We start from the raw sequence: 17,198 nt of genomic DNA on the forward strand, positions 1-17,198 counted from the left end.
GTTAATGGCCGCCCATTAGCTTCTCAACCGCTTCGGGGTCGTTGTGCACCGCGTAACGATCTACGACAGTGGCACTGGCTTCACTCAAGCCTACCAGTTCCACCTCAGTACCTTCACGACGGAACTTGATCACCACGCGGTCCAGGGCTTGGACAGCAGTAATATCCCAGAAGTGGGCACGGGAAAGGTTGATGGTGACTTTATCGATGCTCTCTTTAAAATCGAAGGCCGCAATAAACCGCTCAGAAGAGGCAAAGAACACTTGGCCAACCACTTGGTATTCACGCTCTTTACCGGGCTCTACTTCTTGCGAGCCGATATACATGATGTTGCCGACCTTATTAGCAAAGAACATGGCGGCAAGCAGTACACCAACAAAAACACCAATCGCTAAATTGTGCGTCCCAACAGTCACCGCTACGGTGGCTAGCATAACGATATTGGTACTCATCGGATGTTTTTTAAGGTCGCGAATCGACTCCCAGCTAAAGGTGCCAATCGATACCATGATCATTACTGCCACTAGCGCAGCCATGGGTATCTGCGAGACCCAATCAGCTAGAAAGACCACCATCAGCAACAGAACGACACCCGCGATAAGCGTTGAGAGCCGAGTCCTGCCACCGGACTTGATGTTGATGACTGACTGACCAATCATTGCACAGCCTGCCATACCGCCCAATAAGCCCGATCCAATATTAGCGATACCCTGGCCTTTACACTCACGGTTTTTATCGCTGGGTGTATCCGTCAAGTCATCAACAATGGTGGCTGTCATCATAGACTCAAGAAGGCCTACCACCGCCAGCATGATGGCGTAGGGAAAGATGATCGTTAGCGTTTCTAAATTAAGTGGCACGCTAGGCCATAAGAACATTGGCAGTGTATCGGGCAGTTCGCCCATATCACCTACCGTGCGTATATCCATGCCGCTTACCATATACACCCCGGTAAGCACCACAATGCATACCAGAGGAGAAGGAACCGACTTTCCAATCGTCGGTAAGTACGGGAAGAGATAGATAATACCCAAGCCTGCTACCGTCATGGCATACACATGCCACGTCACATTCGTTAGCTCAGGCAGTTGCGCCATGAAGATTAATATCGCTAGCGCATTCACAAACCCGGTGACCACCGAACGGGATACAAAACGCATCAGCTCTGCAAGTTTTAAGTAGCCTGCGATAATCTGTAATACCCCAGTCAATAGCGTGGCCGCCAGTAAGTACTCCAGGCCATGTTCGCGCACTAACGTAACCATCAGTAGCGCCATCGCACCGGTAGCTGCTGAAATCATACCTGGGCGGCCACCAGTAAAGGCGATCACTACCGCGATACAAAACGAGGCGTACAGGCCCACTTTGGGGTCAACGCCCGCAATAATCGAAAACGCAATCGCTTCAGGAATTAGCGCTAGGGCAACAACGATGCCTGAGAGCGTGTCGCCTTTGATGTTAGAGAACCACTCTTGCTTACTGAAAAGTGCCATTCAGGGAGTCCATAGTTGAAGGTGAAACACTACGCACTACCGCCACACCGAGGTGAAACGAGAACGCGCAATTAAGCGAATAGGTTGTCAAAACAGTGCTGCATCACAAAGATACGGGGGCAGCATAAACAGCCAATGAACGGCCATAGGATGCACAAGCGCCGACATAACGCGATAGGCGTCACGCGCTTATATAAAGGAGGGAATTACTTAGGGCGGAGTCATCAGCCCAGAAAAGATGCGAGTAAAAGCAGTCATAAGTAATATTCTGTACGGTTGCAATAAGCAAGGTGCGACAAAGCGCCGTATTCTAACAGCACCACAGCCGCATTGCATCTCACGCCGTTTTCGTAGCCCACACTGTAATACGCGCTGACAGGCCCCACCTCTACTTAGGCAGGGTGACCTCGCGACTGATTGTGGCGTACCATTGCGCCACCAGAAACGATGACAATGGCCAACGTTTTATGTTGATGCGGCACACATAGTCACGTGCCGAATATGCCCGCCAAAGAGGAGAAATAGATGATGAGTCAGTCAATTGCGGTGATTAAAGGCGACGGTATCGGCCCAGAAATTATGGATGCCACCCTGCGCGTACTTGATGCGCTGGAGTGTGGCCTAAATTATGAGTTTATTGATGCTGGCCTGGCGGCGCTTGAAAAACACGGTACGCTGATTCCTCAAGAATCGCTTGATGCCATCGAGAAGTACGGTATTGCCCTGAAAGGCCCGCTGACCACCCCTATTGGCAAGGGTTTCTCCTCCATCAACGTGCAGCTACGTCGTCATTTTGACTTGTACGCCAACGTGCGCCCTGCGATTAGCTTCCCCGGCACGCGTTCGCGTTACAACGATATCGATATGATTACCGTGCGGGAAAACACCGAAGGGGCCTATCTCTCTGATGGCCAAGAGATGATTGACGATGGCAATACAGGCATTTCAGTCATCAAGGTTACCCGCCAGGGCTCCGAACGCATTGTGCGCTATGCGTTTGAGTTAGCAAAAAATAACGGTCGTAAAAAAGTCACCGCTGTACATAAAGCTAACATCATTAAAACCAGCTCTGGCCTGTTTTTGGATGTCGCTCGGGAAGTCGCCAAAGAGTATCCCGAGATCGAATTCCAGGAAATGATTGTAGATAACGCCTGCATGCAGCTGGTAATGAATCCGCACCAGTTCGATGTCGTTGTCACCACCAACCTGTTTGGCGACATTCTTTCTGACCTATGTGCTGGGCTAGTTGGCGGATTAGGCCTGGCGCCCGGTGCTAACATTGGCGAAAAGGCTGCTATTTTTGAAGCAGTTCATGGTTCAGCACCGGATATTGCCGGACAAAAAATCGCCAACCCTTGCGCCCTGCTGCTAGCAGCCGCCCAAATGCTTGACCACTTAGGCATGAACGAAAAAGGCGACGCTATTCGTCACGGAATTCGCGCGGTGCTGGAAACACGCCGCGATATGGTGACACCCGACATGGGTGGCACCGGCACAACCGATACATTTGCCCAAGCGCTCGTAGAGCATTTAACGGCTTAACTGTTTAGGTGCTTCTCCCGTCACCGCACCGCATCTTACGCGGTGATGGGATCCTTGAGCTTTAAGTCTAACGTTTCTTAGCTTAGGGAAACTCACATTGCCTATCTCCTCACAGCAAGCTGCCGAGCATTTCAGTCATATACGCCCCCGCCTGCTTGCCTTTGCACGCTTGCAGCTTATGGAGAGTGCTGCCGCTGAAGATGCCGTTCAGGAAACGTTACTCACCGCGTTTGAAAAAACCAATTCATTTGAAGGACGCTCAGAGTTTGAAACCTGGGTATTCGGCATCTTGAAATTTAAGATACTTGACCATCTACGCCAGCAGAAAAAACAGGGTCGCTGGCAGCCGCTAAATGACCCAATCGACGAGGACACGTTAGACCGGCTATTCAAATCAAATGGGCATTGGCAGCCCAGCGCCCGCCCGCACGACTGGGGAGAACCTGAGCATATTTTAGAGAACCAGCGCTTCTGGCAAGTGTTCGATGCCTGTCTAATAGCACTACCCGACAGTATCGCGCGGGTATTTACCTTACGAGAGCTAATGGGGCTATCGACACAGGATATTTGTAAGGAACTCGACATAACAGAAACTAACTGCTGGGTTATCTTACACCGAGCACGGTTAAGGTTAAGGGCGTGTTTGGATAACGGCTGGATTCAGTAGGAGCCAATAAAGATGCTAATGTGCCGTGAAGCAACGCGTTTGATGTCACTTAAGCAAGATAGAACGCTCACTTTCCGCGAACGTACCGCACTACGCCTACATCTCTCGATGTGTAGCGCCTGCCGCACCTGTGCCCGCCAATTTGACCTGCTTCACAAACTAGCTGATCACCACCCTGCAATACCAAAAAGCTCAAAAGACAGCGGTGGCCATTATGAGCCTCGCTAGCGCTTTCCCCACCAAAGCAACAGCACTAGCGAGCCTGTTTCTTAGCCCGTTGTTGCTCACAACCGCTAGCGGGCAAGAGATACATTTCACCCCCAATCAAATCATGACCTGGCCTACCCGTAGCTTCGAAGGCGAAACACACTATTCCATTGTTGAGAAATCAGGCCAGCGAGTGCTTGAAGCCAATACTCAGGGCCAGGCCTCTGCACGCTACCTGGAACGCGATATTGATTTAAATGCAACGCCCTATCTTCACTGGTGCTGGCAAGTGGACTCAACCTATCCGGGCGTTGATGAAACAACGAAAGCGGGCGACGACTATCCTGCAAGGATTTACGTAGCTCGCAAAACAGGCATTCTTCCCTGGCAGATCGAATCGGTTAATTACGTATGGGCCTCAACCCAGCCCCAGGGTGCGTCATGGCCAAATGCCTTTACTGACCGAGCACAGCTGATAGCGCTGCAAAGTGGCAATAGCGTCGTTGGGGAATGGGTGGCAGAAGTACGCGATGTCCGTGCGGACTACCAAGCTCTTTTTGGCAGCGCTCCTAGCCAAGTCAACGGTATCGCCTTAATGAGCGATGGTGACAATACAGGCGGCAGCGCCACCGCTTGGTTTACCCAACTAGGCTTTTCTAGCCTTAGCACTCCCCCGATATGTCCCCAATAGCTAGGCGAGGCTAGCATACTATTTATTTATACAAAACCATTACAAACAGAGTGCCTTTTATTAAGATCTGATCTACTATCATGCTATTCTCAGATGACAACAGACTAGATTTAAGGGACTACCAATGCTCGCATATTTCGCTTCTGACGCCTTACGTAGCGCCCTAGCCCAACATACTGCTTGTATCTATTTTTCATCGGAAGGCATTATCCAAGAGGCTAGTGAGCCGTTTTTAGCCTCTATGGGTTACTCATTAGCTGACATTAAGGGGCAGCATCACCGTATTTTTTGTTTTCCTGAAGAAACGTCTAACCCGCAATATGATAATTTTTGGAAATCACTTGCAGCAGGTGAAAGCCAGCAGGGGCGTTTTCGGCGCATGAACGCGCTTGGCGAAGAGGTATGGCTTGAAGCCACCTATCTACCGATCAAGAACCGTCGTGGCAAGGTTGTACAGATTTTTAAAGTAGCCAATGACGTGACCAAGGAGCACCAAAACGCCGCTAGCGAGCGCTTCATTCTTCAAGCCCTAGATAGCTCAATGGCAGTCATTGAATTCACAACTGACGGCTTCATTCTGGATGCCAACCCTAATTTTGAACAAGTAATGGGGTATCCACTGCACAAGCTTCGTGGCGAACATCATCGACTGTTCTGCAATAATGATTTTTACCGAGAACACCCAGATTTCTGGCAGCGCTTAAGCCAAGGAGAGTATAAGCAGGGTAAGTTCTTACGCCTAAACGCCCAAGGAGGCACCGTTTGGCTGGAAGCTACTTATAATCCTATCTTTGATGACAAGGGTAAGGTGGTAAAGATCGTTAAGTTTGCTACCGATATTACTCAAGCAATGCTGGCAACCGAAGCGGCTAAAGCCACTGTCAGCAACGCCCAAGCGTCATCTAGCCAAACCGAGCGAATTGCTCAAAATGGATTAACCCACTTGCAAACGGTACTTGCTGACTCACAGCATGCCGCCCATACGCTCAACGAAGCACAGCAACTAATCACTGCACTAAACCAACAAGCAGAACAGATTAACAAAATCACTGCATCAATCGCGCAAATTGCCAGCCAAACAAACTTACTTTCATTAAATGCCGCGGTAGAAGCAGCAAGAGCAGGTGAACAGGGCCGTGGATTTGCTGTTGTAGCAAATGAGGTACGCCAATTAGCCAAAGGATCAAGCGCAGCGGTGAGCGAAATCGCTCGGGTTCTAAAAGAAAATAATGCACTTGTTGCCCGCACCACCCAGGCAATGCAGCAAGTGGTCAAGCAAGGTGAAAGCAGTCAAACGAGTGTTAAAGAAATAGAGTCAATTGTGAGCGAAATTTTGCAAGGTGCGCAGAATGTTTCTCACTCCATCGAACGACTCTCTCTTTAGCATCTGCATAATAAGAAAACTCGCCATAAGCATGGCGAGTTTTCGGTCTTAAAACGCAGTAGCGTTAACTTATTAGCGCAGTTTCGTTTTACGCAGGTACGGCAGAACAGCGTCAAATTCACCGAATTTCTGCTTGGCATCTTCATCAGACACGCTCGGCGGAATAATAACGTCCTGACCAACTGTCCAGTCAGCAGGCGTTGCAACACCATGTTTTGCCGTGGCTTGCAGTGCATCCAGCGCACGCAGGATTTCTGCGAAATTACGGCCAACCGTCATCGGGTAGGTCATCGATAGTTTCAGCTGCTTATCCGGCCCGATAATGAACACCGAGCGTACCGTTGCACTATCAGCGGGAGTGCGGCCATCTGGCAGATAAGCATCTTCTGGCAGCATATCGAACAGCTTGGAAACCTTTAGGCCTTCATCGGCAATAATGGGAAAGCCTACCGAATTGCCACAAACTTTCTCGATATCGCTTGCCCAGCGTTTGTGGTCTTCAACGCCATCCACAGAAACGCCAATGACTTTGGTGCCGCGCTTTTCCCATTCGGGGCTCAGCGTTGCCACTGCACCGAATTCAGTGGTGCAGACCGGCGTAAAATCTTTGGGGTGAGAAAAGAGGATCGCCCAGCTATCGCCGATCCAGTCATGAAAGTGAATCGGGCCTTGGCTGGTTTCTGCTTCGAAATCAGGCACTACCGCATTGATACGTAATGACATCGTTCCTCCTTATTAGGGTCAAGTGACCTTAATACCTTATATGACTTTCAACGCCTTCACTATAGAACGTTTCGCGCTATAGCATTGCAACATCGGCTGTGATCAATCCTGCGATGTGATGTCTTTCTCTTCCCGCTTGATGCGCTTTACCCAGCGCTGTTTCGCATAGTGGCGCAAGTTAGCCACGCTGTCAGTTTCATCGACAATATCTTGACCTAATATCGTCTCAATAATGTCTTCCAGAGTGATAAGCCCCACAAAGGTACCGTGTTCATCATAGACCACCCGCATATGCAAATGATCCTTCAACATTGATGTAAACACCTGCTCGACATTATTTGACACGTCGACACTACCAATGGGGTGCATCAGCTCACGCATGGTTTTAGCATCATCGGCGTGATACATGTCGGCCTTATGCACATAACCAAATGCCTGCTCACCGTTGTCCATCACAGGAAAACGCGTGAATGGCATTTTGCCATACTGCTCGTCAAACTCCTTAACCGTCATGTTAGGCAATACTGTTTCACAGACAGTACGGGGCGTCATCGCTTTATTAACCACTATTTCATGCAAATTCAGCATGTTAATAATAGTGCGCGACTCATCCGCATCCAATACTTGCTCTTCTAACCCTACCCGCGCCAACACTTTTATTTCATCGCGCAAGTCCACATCATGCTCTGACTTTCCTAAGCGGCGCGTAATCTGTTCGGACATCCAGATAAACGGCAGCAACCCAATGATCATTGGGTTCAGTAACCGCGGCAACACCGGTGAGAGACCTCGCCAATAGGTAGCGCCAATCGTTTTGGGTATGATTTCAGAAAGAATTAAAATCAGCATGGTCATGACGGCAGACACGATGGCAATAGAGGCTTCGCCAAACACGACCGCGGCCTGCGCCCCCACCGCCGTCGCACCAACCGTATGCGCGATGGTGTTAAGGGTTAAAATCGCCGCCAACGGCCGATCGATATTGGTTTTTAGCTTCGTCAGCGCGGCATGAAGCTTGGGGTTATCTTCTTTTTGCTTGGCGATATAGCTTGGCGTAATAGACAGCAACGCTGCTTCAAGGATGGAGCACAGAAAAGAGAACGCGATTGAAAAGGTAGCAATCGTGATGAGAAGGAACATGGGAGCTCATAGTGATGGGTGATGAGAGGTATATAAGGCCACGCATGCTTGGTGTCAATGCATAAACACATGTTTATTCTCTTACAGCCAGCAAACAACATTTCTCATGGACATTTCTCACCACTGCCATTCGCTTCTTGCCACTGCATCGTGGGCATGCAAACTTTCTGCGTGCACTACTTTTAGTTGGAACCCTGAAATATCAGCCATCTTTCTAAGCGCTCCGTCCAGACGTTTGGCGGCATCTTCACAGAACATCAGATTTTGGCCATTGGCGAGCGCAAACGCTTGCTCATCAATACGTTTAACAGCTGTCTGTAACGCTGTACCCAGGGCGTTCTCAATACGCTCAATAAGATCGGCAAGCGGAATGACGTCGTTTCCTGCCAACCGTATGGAGCAGTGGGCAACACTGCGCTGGCTATGAGGAGTAGCAAGCACCCCTTCCTCGCTACCTAACCATGCCAGTACGGTCTGCTTGGTTAAGGGAATCTCTTCAAAATCTTCGCTAAACGCTTGCTGAATTAGCTGTCTCGCTAATGCCGCTGAGCAGGGGCATGTTGAGGAGTAACCAACGGATACGTCTAGCTCTACCTTGAAACCTGACGGTGTGAGCTGGCTGCGCAGCGTAAACGGATAGCTTTTCCATCCTGACAAAGGGCTGATAAGCGCGTCGCGTTTGAGTAATGCGTCTCCACTAAACGATAGATAAGCGTTTTCTGATAATGCTTGGTGACTCTCTAAAAAGGCCGCAAGAACACGATGAATTAACGTAGTGGTTAGCGGTTGATGCTCTAATGCATCTAATGCGGTATACAGCCGAGACATATGGATACCACGAGCATCGGCTTCTTCAAGGCTAACGCCCGCTGATACATTGGCATTCACTTGGCACCCTGCCAGTTTTACTGGCAAGGCAATGCCCTCCATACCAACCCAGGAAAGCGTACCCGGTAAACGCGCAGGTTGCTGGGCAATATCGGGTAAAGTAAAAGCCGTCATTAAATCGCCTCGTTAGTTGGTGAGTTAGCTGGTGAGTTAGCTGGTGAGTTAGTTGATAAGTTGGTTGGTGAGTTAGCTGTTGGATCAGTTGATAAGGTCGTCGCAGTGCTAGTGGGTGTGAAAAAACGGTAAAGCTGAGCCACAGTGGCGGGCGCGACATTTTGAGTAATGAAGACAAACCGAGAAATACGGTCGTTAACACACTGCATAGGCAGAGGCGTTGGCGGGTGAAAAATGTGCTGGACACCGTGCAGCGCGAGTGGCTCATCACGATCGGTAAGATGCACAATCGCTTTGATACGAAGCATCTTTTCCCCCATCAGCGACATCAATAGATCCAGCCAATTTTCTAAAGCGTCTGGGGTAATTAGCGCCTCAACACAAAAACAAAACGCATTGATATTCTCGCCATGACGAGTCAGCGTTGGTTGGCTAGAAGGCGGTACAGCATCAGCGCTACTGCCGCCCTGCTGCTTCTCCTCGTGCTTAACGTCTTCAGCATGGATAACGCTATAACGTGCTGATTTAAGCCACTGCTCTACCTGGTATCGTTGAGAATCCCGACGAAAAAGCCCTGCACCTACCAATAGCTCGGGCGAAAGATTACCGTTCACCACCTGCCACTGCTCTGCGGCGGGGTTGATGGACGCGAGCTGGTTAGCCAGTGGTGTTAGGCGAACTTCGTCGACTAAGTCAGTTTTGGTGATAAGTAATCGGTCAGCTATCGCTATCTGGCGCTGTGACTCGCGATGCGCCTGCAACGTTGCCTCGCCGTTCGCGGCATCAACACAGCACACTACGCTATCTAATTGAAAACGATGGGCAAGCCAGTGATCGGTCATTAGCAGCTGTAAAATAGGGGCGGGATCAGCCAGTCCTGTGGTTTCAATAACAACACGGGAAGGTGCTGGCTTTCCCTCTGCCAACAGCGAGTCGATAGCCTGCTTTAACGTGCGGCTTAAGTCTCCCCTCAATGTGCAGCACAAACAGCCGCTGCTCATCTCCACCACCGCTTGCTCATCACTCTGGGTAATCAGCTGATGATCAAGTCCAATATCACCAAACTCATTAATTACGATCAGCGTGTTTTGCATTGACGCTTGGCGTACCCAGCGATTGAGCAACGTTGTCTTACCGCTCCCTAAAAAGCCGGTCAGTACGTTAACCGGCGTCAGTGTTGAGAACTGCATCACTCCCCCCGAGCCTTACGGAAATGGTGCTCTTTACGCTCCTGACGCTCTTTCGCTTCAATGCTTAGCTTCGCCGTTGGCCTAAAAAGTAGTCGTTGAAGACCAATTGGCTCACCGGTTTCCTCGCAAAAACCGTAGTCCCCACTTTCAATACGTTTAAGAGCCGCATCAATATTAGTGATCAACCTGCTTTCGCGATCAGCTTGGCGAAGCGCCAACCGCAGTTCCTCCTCAAAAGAAGCTTGGTCAGCCTCGTCACTATCTCGCTCATGGGAGGCGATAGCCATTTTCACTTCGTTTAAATGTGCTTCAAGCTCGGCTCGCTCGTTTAAAAGCCGTTGGCGAAAAAATGCAAGCTGCGCGGCATTCATATACTCGTCTTCTGGTGAAGCCAGCAGCAAAGCCTCCTCAGCTTTTTTTACATCTGGGAATTCAGCACCACTGTCTGTTCTAGCAGTTACTAACTGAGTGATATCGGGTTGCAATGTATGGCCTCCTATTGATAAAAACGTTATAACATAACAAATATAGCTCCGCGACCTAACCTTTCTCAATGCGATGCACTGCTACAGCGTAATAGGAGACCTAAATGCCAACCCCACCCTTTCATCAAGCAGCATCTTGGGTGTTACCGCAACACGCCGCACTGGATACCGACATCAGCGTACTGCCACGTATATTTGAAGAGCAGATTAACATCGCTATTCTGCAGCGCTCTCTGCCCGCCGATGTAGCGCTTAGCGCAAACGCACAGAGCCAGACATCGCGAGATTGGCAGTATGCATGGCTTGGCAGCCCGACAGATGACTTCAAAAATGACTTACGGCGCAAGCTCCCAGAGCCCTCAGCGGGAGAGGCGCTGGTTAACGATGTCGCAACCGTTGCTGAAGCCATCGCGTTCCTGTTTGATACCGATACCGTGGGCATTCGCCTACGCTTATTAACAGCAGCGATGTGCCCACGTTTTCACTGCGACAACTTGCCGGTACGTTTAGTGACCACCTACGTCGGCCCAGGTAGTGAATGGTTACCTGAAAATGCGATTAATCGCGCGGGGCTAGGTGCGCCAACGCCTGATCGCCCAGACATTATCAACGACCCAGCCGCCATTCAGCGTTTGCAGCCCGGTGATATCGCGTTACTAAAAGGCAGCGGTTGGGAAGGCTGTGAAAAGCATGGCTTAGTGCACCGCAGTCCCTCTTTGGAGGCAGGTCAAAAGCGGCTACTGCTAACGATAGACCCCGCTTGATCATCAATTCCCTGTCACTAATTCGTCACTCCCCCCTGATAAAGTTGACTGAATTAAATTGCTTACGGGAATGGTCATGCATAACAAACTACTGCTTGCAGGTGTGATAAGCATCTCGATGTTAACGTCTACGGCGCATGCTGAGTCATTAGGCAATCTAGCCTTTTCTGAAACAACGCCCTATACCTCAGCCATGACCCTAAAAGATGATTTCACCATTGTCGGTGATGTCGATTTAATGGCGATGGATGCCATTAATAGCAATGGTTATGCCAACGCCATTATCGAAATACCCACAGGCACATCTGCCAAATGGGAAGTTAGCAAAGAAGACCCGAACGCGGTTTATTGGGAATATAAAGACGGCGAGCCGCGCGTTGTAAATTACCTGGGTTATCCCGGCAATTATGGCGCTATCCCTGGTACTGCCCTGCCTAAAGAACTAGGCGGTGACGGCGACCCACTCGATGTCATCGTCTTAGGCCAAGCGTTACCGCGTGGTGAAGTCGTAGATGTACGTGTTATTGGCGTTTTAAAAATGTTAGATGACGGTGAGCAAGACGACAAACTGGTGGCGGTACTTACCCAGGATTCTCCGTTTGCCCATATTGAAAGCATGCAGCAACTCGATAGTGAGTTTCCTGGTGTTAGCCAGATTGTTGATATCTGGTTCGCGAATTACAAAGGCCTTGATGGTGGTATGGAAGGTCTTGGGTTTGAAGACGCCGAGTCTGCATTAGCCGTACTAGAAGCAGCTGCCGAGAATTTTTCGGCCACGCAATAATCTGATTGAATCAAACCGTCGTATTTTAAACTGCTTGAACATCACTGCTCGATTGATAGCGCAGTGATGTTCTATGTCTTTCCCATGCTTAACGTTATCAAGCGTTTTCCATTGTGGTTACTGGCCCAACACTAAAACGCCCCCAGTAAGGAGGCGTATTGCTGATATTGCGCTCTTTCATTTACCGTTTAAGCAAATACGTCGGTCCACTCACTGCGCTTAGCCAACAAGCCTTTAGCTAGCGCTTGGGCACCTTGCAGGCTATGGCTGGCAGCCCAGCCGCACTGCATTTCATTACAGGCAGGTACTTCCGTGGCCGTCAGTACATCGTTGAGCGTTTGCTCGATAATGCTTAGCACGCCGTTATAATCGTCGTGGTTAATCATCGCGATATAAAAACCGGTTTGGCAACCCATCGGGCTGATATCAACCACCTTATCGGTGTGGTTACGCGACATTTCAGCCATCAGATGCTCAAGGGAGTGCAGTGCAGGCATCTCCATGTGCTCTTTGTTGGGCTGACAAATACGCAGATCATACTTGTGAATACGGTCGCCATTTTGGCCTTCTTTAATATCGGCCAAACGCACGTAAGGTGCTTTAACCTTGGTATGATCCAGGTTAAAGCTTTCGACGTTCATTTTCTTTTCGGTCATGTTGGCTCCGCCATCTAGGTACAACGCTTACTCATGCTACACCGTTACCGCTTTTACACCTTGGGAGCGTCGAAGTTCCACGGTTCGTCGGTATAAACACACACATTGGCGTCTTCAATATCGCCGTCGGGAGACTCAACGTGCTTAGCAAAAAAGTCTTGTATCTCTTTGCGCTGACAATGAGCTTCAAACTCTTCTCGGCTGGCCCAAATTTCATGAAACACAATCGGGTAGCTGGTGCCCTGGGCAAACGGATTGTCGATTTGCCGAGTCACAGTGTAGTGAATACACGCATCTTCGCGATGGGTGTTCGGCTCTAAAGACTGCAGTGCTTTAAATACCGCTTCTTCTTTGCCAGCTTTGGGCTTAAAGCTGGCGATACAGTATATTTTTTCCGACATGCTGACTTCCTAACCGGTTAAAAGGCCATCATTATGCGGCTTGTCGATGTGGGTTAACAACCTAACGACTCATCCGTTCAGCCAACACTTCCAAATCAGGCACTGTCATATCCGGCTCGCCTCCCCAGGGGTCGAAGGGCGCATCAGAGTGGCGGCGCACCCAGGCACTATGTAAACCTGCATGCGTTGCTCCAATCACATCAAAAGGATTGCTGGAAATCAGCCAGGTATGCTCTGGGCGTGCTTCTAAGCGTGTTCGTAAGTAAGCGTATACCGCAGGATCAGGTTTAAAGCGCTTAACGTCATCAACACTTACCACCGTATCCATGTGGTTTTCCACACCTGCGCGGGCCAGTAGCTTAGTGACGGCTTCTTGAGTGCCGTTAGAAAATGCCACGCAGCGAATTCCGGCATCGCGAAGTTGATCTAGGGCAGGCAGCACATCTGGGAATGCAGGCAACTCCGCATAAACCGCCATTAAGTGGTCATGGTCGTTATCAGAAAGACCGCTTTGCATCGCACGATCAGTGAACACTAATGCCTCCCGGATACACTCCGAAAACGGCACGTAGGCCCCCATCAAACCATGGCGAAAGCTGTATTCAAGCTGTTTTTCCCGCCAGCGCTTAGCAAAATCCCCAGCTTTGGCGGCATCACTTAGGCGGTGTTCTAGCTCAACCGTTACCCCTTGGGTATCAATGAGCGTTCCGTATACATCAAAAGCAAGTACCGTTTGCATGATAACTCCTAGCCTGATGGACCGGATAAGGGTGGGAGATAATTGATCTCCTGCATTTAGCATAGCCGCCCTGCTCAAAAACAAAAACGCCGCTGCGATATAGGCAGCGGCGTTTGGACAGCTTTAAGCGCTATTAAATCGTAAAGGCCGCTTCTTGCTCACCAGTTTTAAGATCACCGGAACGTACAAGCTCATCAGTCACGCGATCAATGGCACGCTTGGCGCGACCAATCATTTCGTCAACTTCACCACGGTTAATAGTCAGTGGCGGCGCAAAGCCCAGAATATCACCTTGTGGCATCGCACGAGCGATCAGGTTTTCTTCCATTGCCGCTGCGGCAACACGCGGGCCAACTTTCAACGCCGGGTCGAAATGCAGGCGCTGTTTGGCGTCTGGTGAGAACTCTAGAGCGGCCATTAGACCAACGCCGCGCACGTCGCCAAGTAACGGGTGGCCCTCAAAAGTGGCCTTCAGCTGCTGCTGGAAGTAGCCGCCAGTTTCAGCAGCGTTACCAACTAGATTTTCGCGCTCGATAATATCCAAGTTGGCAAGGCCAGCGGCACAGCCTAGTGCATGACCTGAATAGGTCCAGCCATGGCCGATGGGACCAAACTCACCAGTCCCCTGCTCAAGCACTTTCCATACTTTGTCGCCAACAATCACGCCAGAAAGCGGCTGGTAAGCACTGGTAAGCCCTTTCGCGATGGTAACCAAATCAGGCTTCATGTTGTAATGGTGGCTACCGAAGTCTGAGCCGGTACGGCCAAAGCCACACACGACCTCGTCAGCTATCAATAACACGTCATACTTGTTCAGCACTGCTTGAATCGCATCCCAATAGCCTTCTGGCGGCGGTACGATACCACCGGTACCCAGCACTGGCTCACCGATAAATGCTGCGACGGTGTCAGGGCCTTCTTCCAGAATCATTGCCTCTAGTTTCTCGGCACAGTAGGCAGAAAACTCAAGCTCTGTCATACCGTGCTGCTCTGCCGCGCGCAGATAGTAGTGCGGTGCTTCAGTGTGGCGAATGGTTTCGATTGGCAGGTCAAAATGGTCGTGGAATGCTTTAAGACCGGTTAGCGAACCAGAGGCGATACCAGAACCGTGGTAACCACGCATACGCGAGATCACTTTTTTCTTCTGCGGACGCCCCAGCACGTTGTTGTAGTAACGCACAATTTTGAGCTGTGTTTCATTCGCATCAGAGCCTGACATGCCGTAATACACCTTGGACATGTTCATGCCTGCGATTTTCAGTACACGCTCAGAAAGTTCAATCTGCGGCTCGTTCGAGTGGCCTACATAAGTGTGGTAATAAGAAAGTTCCAGCGCTTGCTTATAGATCGCTTCAGCAACTTCAGTGCGGCCATAGCCGATATTGACGCAGTAAAGGCCCGCAAAGCCGTCGATAAACTCACGGCCATCTTTATCTACGATATTAATACCTTTACCGCCAGTGATAACACGACCTGGCAAATCGCCGTGGGCGAAGTCGCGCAGGTGGGTAGAGGCGTGAAAAGTGACTTTACGGTCGCGTTCGATCAGATCCTGATGCAAGCTCATAACGTTCTCTCTATACAGTCTCTCCCCACCGTGTGGGGAGGTTGCTTAAATTAATAAAACCAATTGGATATCAACTTCCTGACACTGAACCTAATGCCCCAAGGCAGTAGTACTTCGTTTCTAAATACTCATCGATACCGGTAGCGCCGCCTTCACGGCCAAGGCCGGACTGTTTCACGCCACCAAAAGGTACCGGTGGGCCAGTCATTTTCACGGAGTTGACGCTAACCATGCCGTACTCCAACGCCCGCATTAACTTCCAGATGCGGCGAATATCATGGGTATAGATATAGGCCGCTAAGCCGTATTCGGTGTCATTGGCCATTTCAATAACTTCGTCATCGGTACTATAAGCGGTAATACCGGCCACCGGGGCAAAGTTCTCTTCACGCCAGACTTTCATTTGCGGTGTTACGTTGGTCAACAGCACTGGCATAAAGAAGTTATCGCCCGGTGCTTGGCTCTGGTCACCAGCAATCACCGTGGCACCTTTAGAAATCGCATCATCAACAATCGATGCTGCTTTTTCGACTGCCTGGCGATGAATCAGCGGGCCTAAATCAACTTCTCCATGCAAACCGTTACCCACGGTAAGTGCCGCCATGCGCTCGGTAAATTGCTCAACGAACGCATCATGGATAGATTCGTGAACCAAGATGCGGTTAGCGGCTAGGCAATCTTGCCCGGCCGTTTGAAACTTGGCCGAGACTGCAGCATAAGCTGCCTCTTTGGGATCCATATCCGGACCGACGATAAACGGCGCGTTGCCACCTAATTCCAGCGATAGCCGTTTAACCGTATTTGCGCTTTGCTCAATCAACAAGCGGCCAACACGGGTCGAGCCAGTGAAAGAGAGCGCGCGGATACGAGGCTCGCTGCACAAAATGTTAGAAACTTCTGCAGGATCCCCCAGTACGACGTTAAAAATACCTTCTGGAATACCTGCGCGCTCGGCAAGCTCCGCCAGCGCCAGCGCAGAAAACGGCGTTTCATTGGCAGGCTTGATGATCACCGGACATCCAGCGGCCAACGCCGCTGCGGCCTTGCGGGTAATCATGGCCAGCGGAAAGTTCCACGGCGTAATCATCGCCGCAATGCCTACCGGCTCTTTAATGGTGCCCAGCGATGCATTGGGAATATGGCTGGGAATGGTTTCACCGTAGGTGCGTTTACCCTCTTCAGCGAACCAACGCACGAAACTGGCACCGTACTCTACTTCGCCACGGGCATCCGGCAGCGGCTTGCCCTGCTCCAGGGTCATGATGGTGGCTAGGTCTTCACGATTGGCTTGAATCAAATCGTACCATGCCAACAAACGCTCGCAGCGCTCGTCGGCGCGTAGAGCACGCCACTGCACAAAAGCAGTTTCAGCAGCATCTACGGCAGCGGTAATTTGCTCAGCTTCCAGCAAGGGGATGTGGCCAATGGCTTCATTGGTCGCTGGGTCAAACACCGTTTCTTCTCGGCCGCCATCACCGTGGGTCCATTTACCGTTTACGTAGGCGTACTGCCGGAACAGACGCGGATCTTCCAAGCGCTTAGTGAGCGTGGTCGATAATGTGGTCATGGGCACCTCCCCAGGTTGCAGCCAGTTACGGTGAAGCCAATCGCTGGCGACAAACCGTTGCACAGAAAAATGTTGCTAAAAAATCGCTCTACAGCCCAACGTCTCGCTGGGCTGTTTCAGTGTGTCTAGCGTAAGGGAGATACCGCACGAAGTGTTTTTGAAAGCGCCGGATAATTCCGGCGCTTTTTTTGTGAAAG

At 50.4% G+C, this 17,198-nt stretch carries 18 protein-coding genes; 7 read left to right on the top strand and 11 right to left on the bottom strand.

The features are described 5' to 3' along the window. Window position 1: 1 nt before the first annotated feature. Window positions 2-1,492, bottom strand: a complete 1,491-nt coding sequence (locus tag IR195_RS15780) for a SulP family inorganic anion transporter (protein WP_125750943.1) — start codon at window positions 1,490-1,492, stop codon at window positions 2-4. Window positions 1,493-2,020: 528 nt separating this feature from the next. Here IR195_RS15780 and IR195_RS15785 point away from each other — a divergent pair. From IR195_RS15785 to IR195_RS15805, 5 genes are all read left to right on the top strand, one after another. Then, window positions 2,021-3,034, top strand: coding sequence for an isocitrate dehydrogenase (locus IR195_RS15785; protein ID WP_125750946.1), 1,014 nt, complete (start codon window positions 2,021-2,023; stop codon window positions 3,032-3,034). A gap of 97 nt (window positions 3,035-3,131) precedes the next feature. Further along, window positions 3,132-3,701 carry a sigma-70 family RNA polymerase sigma factor gene (locus tag IR195_RS15790; protein ID WP_206048037.1) on the top strand — a complete coding sequence of 190 codons (570 nt, stop codon included), beginning with the start codon at window positions 3,132-3,134 and terminating at the stop codon, window positions 3,699-3,701. 42 nt (window positions 3,702-3,743) lie between these two features. Continuing rightward, window positions 3,744-3,929 carry a zf-HC2 domain-containing protein gene (locus tag IR195_RS15795; protein ID WP_240645203.1) on the top strand — a complete coding sequence of 62 codons (186 nt, stop codon included), beginning with the start codon at window positions 3,744-3,746 and terminating at the stop codon, window positions 3,927-3,929. After that, window positions 3,916-4,599 carry a DUF3047 domain-containing protein gene (locus IR195_RS15800; protein WP_206048038.1) on the top strand — a complete coding sequence of 228 codons (684 nt, stop codon included), beginning with the start codon at window positions 3,916-3,918 and terminating at the stop codon, window positions 4,597-4,599. Before IR195_RS15795 ends, IR195_RS15800 begins: the two co-directional genes overlap by 14 nt. A 124-nt stretch (window positions 4,600-4,723) precedes the next feature. Further along, window positions 4,724-5,983, top strand: a complete 1,260-nt coding sequence (locus IR195_RS15805) for a methyl-accepting chemotaxis protein (protein WP_125750957.1) — start codon at window positions 4,724-4,726, stop codon at window positions 5,981-5,983. 72 nt (window positions 5,984-6,055) lie between these two features. On the opposite strand, the gene IR195_RS15810 is transcribed toward IR195_RS15805, so the two are convergent. From IR195_RS15810 to dksA, 5 genes are all read right to left on the bottom strand, one after another. Next, window positions 6,056-6,706, bottom strand: a complete 651-nt coding sequence (locus IR195_RS15810) for a peroxiredoxin (RefSeq protein ID WP_206048039.1) — start codon at window positions 6,704-6,706, stop codon at window positions 6,056-6,058. Window positions 6,707-6,808: 102 nt separating this feature from the next. Beyond that, window positions 6,809-7,846, bottom strand: coding sequence for a CNNM domain-containing protein (locus tag IR195_RS15815; protein WP_146941812.1), 1,038 nt, complete (start codon window positions 7,844-7,846; stop codon window positions 6,809-6,811). 117 nt (window positions 7,847-7,963) lie between these two features. Next, window positions 7,964-8,848, bottom strand: coding sequence for a GTP cyclohydrolase FolE2 (folE2, locus tag IR195_RS15820; RefSeq protein WP_206048040.1), 885 nt, complete (start codon window positions 8,846-8,848; stop codon window positions 7,964-7,966). Further along, the gene (locus IR195_RS15825) at window positions 8,848-10,038 is read right to left on the bottom strand and encodes a CobW family GTP-binding protein (protein ID WP_241006743.1); all 1,191 of its coding nucleotides are present in this window, start codon (window positions 10,036-10,038) and stop codon (window positions 8,848-8,850) included. Before IR195_RS15825 ends, folE2 begins: the two co-directional genes overlap by 1 nt. After that, on the bottom strand, window positions 10,038-10,523 hold the full coding sequence (gene dksA / locus IR195_RS15830) for an RNA polymerase-binding protein DksA (RefSeq protein ID WP_449204422.1): 486 nt from the start codon (window positions 10,521-10,523) through the stop codon (window positions 10,038-10,040). The genes IR195_RS15825 and dksA overlap by 1 nt, the downstream gene beginning before the upstream one ends. Before the next feature lie 104 nt (window positions 10,524-10,627). On the opposite strand from dksA, the gene IR195_RS15835 reads away from it, so the two are divergent. Both IR195_RS15835 and IR195_RS15840 read left to right on the top strand, forming a co-directional pair. Then, window positions 10,628-11,287 carry a DUF1826 domain-containing protein gene (locus tag IR195_RS15835; RefSeq protein ID WP_125750971.1) on the top strand — a complete coding sequence of 220 codons (660 nt, stop codon included), beginning with the start codon at window positions 10,628-10,630 and terminating at the stop codon, window positions 11,285-11,287. 76 nt (window positions 11,288-11,363) lie between these two features. After that, the gene (locus IR195_RS15840; RefSeq protein WP_125750974.1) at window positions 11,364-12,071 is read left to right on the top strand and encodes an inorganic diphosphatase; all 708 of its coding nucleotides are present in this window, start codon (window positions 11,364-11,366) and stop codon (window positions 12,069-12,071) included. A gap of 188 nt (window positions 12,072-12,259) precedes the next feature. Here the strand turns inward: IR195_RS15840 and IR195_RS15845 are convergent, their stop codons facing one another. The 5 genes from IR195_RS15845 to IR195_RS15865 form a co-directional block, all read right to left on the bottom strand. Continuing rightward, window positions 12,260-12,727, bottom strand: a complete 468-nt coding sequence (locus IR195_RS15845) for an S-ribosylhomocysteine lyase (protein ID WP_206048041.1) — start codon at window positions 12,725-12,727, stop codon at window positions 12,260-12,262. Window positions 12,728-12,780: 53 nt separating this feature from the next. Then, window positions 12,781-13,128 (bottom strand): putative quinol monooxygenase, encoded by a 348-nt coding sequence (locus IR195_RS15850; protein WP_009721375.1) that lies wholly within the window; start codon window positions 13,126-13,128, stop codon window positions 12,781-12,783. A gap of 61 nt (window positions 13,129-13,189) precedes the next feature. Beyond that, window positions 13,190-13,867, bottom strand: coding sequence for a haloacid dehalogenase type II (locus tag IR195_RS15855; RefSeq protein WP_125750980.1), 678 nt, complete (start codon window positions 13,865-13,867; stop codon window positions 13,190-13,192). A gap of 133 nt (window positions 13,868-14,000) precedes the next feature. After that, the gene (locus tag IR195_RS15860; protein WP_125750983.1) at window positions 14,001-15,434 is read right to left on the bottom strand and encodes an aspartate aminotransferase family protein; all 1,434 of its coding nucleotides are present in this window, start codon (window positions 15,432-15,434) and stop codon (window positions 14,001-14,003) included. Window positions 15,435-15,504: 70 nt separating this feature from the next. Further along, window positions 15,505-17,001 (bottom strand): NAD-dependent succinate-semialdehyde dehydrogenase, encoded by a 1,497-nt coding sequence (locus tag IR195_RS15865; protein WP_206048042.1) that lies wholly within the window; start codon window positions 16,999-17,001, stop codon window positions 15,505-15,507. Window positions 17,002-17,198 lie beyond the last annotated feature (197 nt).

Origin of the sequence: Vreelandella venusta (assembly GCF_015689495.1) — a bacterium.
GTDB classification, from domain to species: domain Bacteria; phylum Pseudomonadota; class Gammaproteobacteria; order Pseudomonadales; family Halomonadaceae; genus Vreelandella; species Vreelandella venusta.

Excerpts from the sequence above, each read along its gene's own strand:
- IR195_RS15850 (WP_009721375.1), bottom strand. The coding sequence starts at position 13,128 with ATGTCGGAAAAAATATACTGTATCGCCAGCTTTAAGCCCAAAGCTGGC.
- IR195_RS15795 (WP_240645203.1), top strand. The coding sequence starts at position 3,744 with ATGTCACTTAAGCAAGATAGAACGCTCACTTTCCGCGAACGTACCGCA.
- IR195_RS15815 (WP_146941812.1), bottom strand. The coding sequence starts at position 7,846 with ATGTTCCTTCTCATCACGATTGCTACCTTTTCAATCGCGTTCTCTTTT.
- IR195_RS15835 (WP_125750971.1), top strand. The coding sequence starts at position 10,628 with ATGCCAACCCCACCCTTTCATCAAGCAGCATCTTGGGTGTTACCGCAA.
- IR195_RS15785 (WP_125750946.1), top strand. The coding sequence starts at position 2,021 with ATGAGTCAGTCAATTGCGGTGATTAAAGGCGACGGTATCGGCCCAGAA.
- folE2 (WP_206048040.1), bottom strand. The coding sequence starts at position 8,848 with ATGACGGCTTTTACTTTACCCGATATTGCCCAGCAACCTGCGCGTTTA.
- IR195_RS15805 (WP_125750957.1), top strand. The coding sequence starts at position 4,724 with ATGCTCGCATATTTCGCTTCTGACGCCTTACGTAGCGCCCTAGCCCAA.
- IR195_RS15855 (WP_125750980.1), bottom strand. The coding sequence starts at position 13,867 with ATGCAAACGGTACTTGCTTTTGATGTATACGGAACGCTCATTGATACC.
- IR195_RS15810 (WP_206048039.1), bottom strand. The coding sequence starts at position 6,706 with ATGTCATTACGTATCAATGCGGTAGTGCCTGATTTCGAAGCAGAAACC.
- IR195_RS15840 (WP_125750974.1), top strand. The coding sequence starts at position 11,364 with ATGCATAACAAACTACTGCTTGCAGGTGTGATAAGCATCTCGATGTTA.
- IR195_RS15860 (WP_125750983.1), bottom strand. The coding sequence starts at position 15,434 with ATGAGCTTGCATCAGGATCTGATCGAACGCGACCGTAAAGTCACTTTT.
- IR195_RS15825 (WP_241006743.1), bottom strand. The coding sequence starts at position 10,038 with ATGCAGTTCTCAACACTGACGCCGGTTAACGTACTGACCGGCTTTTTA.
- IR195_RS15800 (WP_206048038.1), top strand. The coding sequence starts at position 3,916 with ATGAGCCTCGCTAGCGCTTTCCCCACCAAAGCAACAGCACTAGCGAGC.
- IR195_RS15845 (WP_206048041.1), bottom strand. The coding sequence starts at position 12,727 with ATGACCGAAAAGAAAATGAACGTCGAAAGCTTTAACCTGGATCATACC.
- IR195_RS15780 (WP_125750943.1), bottom strand. The coding sequence starts at position 1,492 with ATGGCACTTTTCAGTAAGCAAGAGTGGTTCTCTAACATCAAAGGCGAC.
- IR195_RS15865 (WP_206048042.1), bottom strand. The coding sequence starts at position 17,001 with ATGACCACATTATCGACCACGCTCACTAAGCGCTTGGAAGATCCGCGT.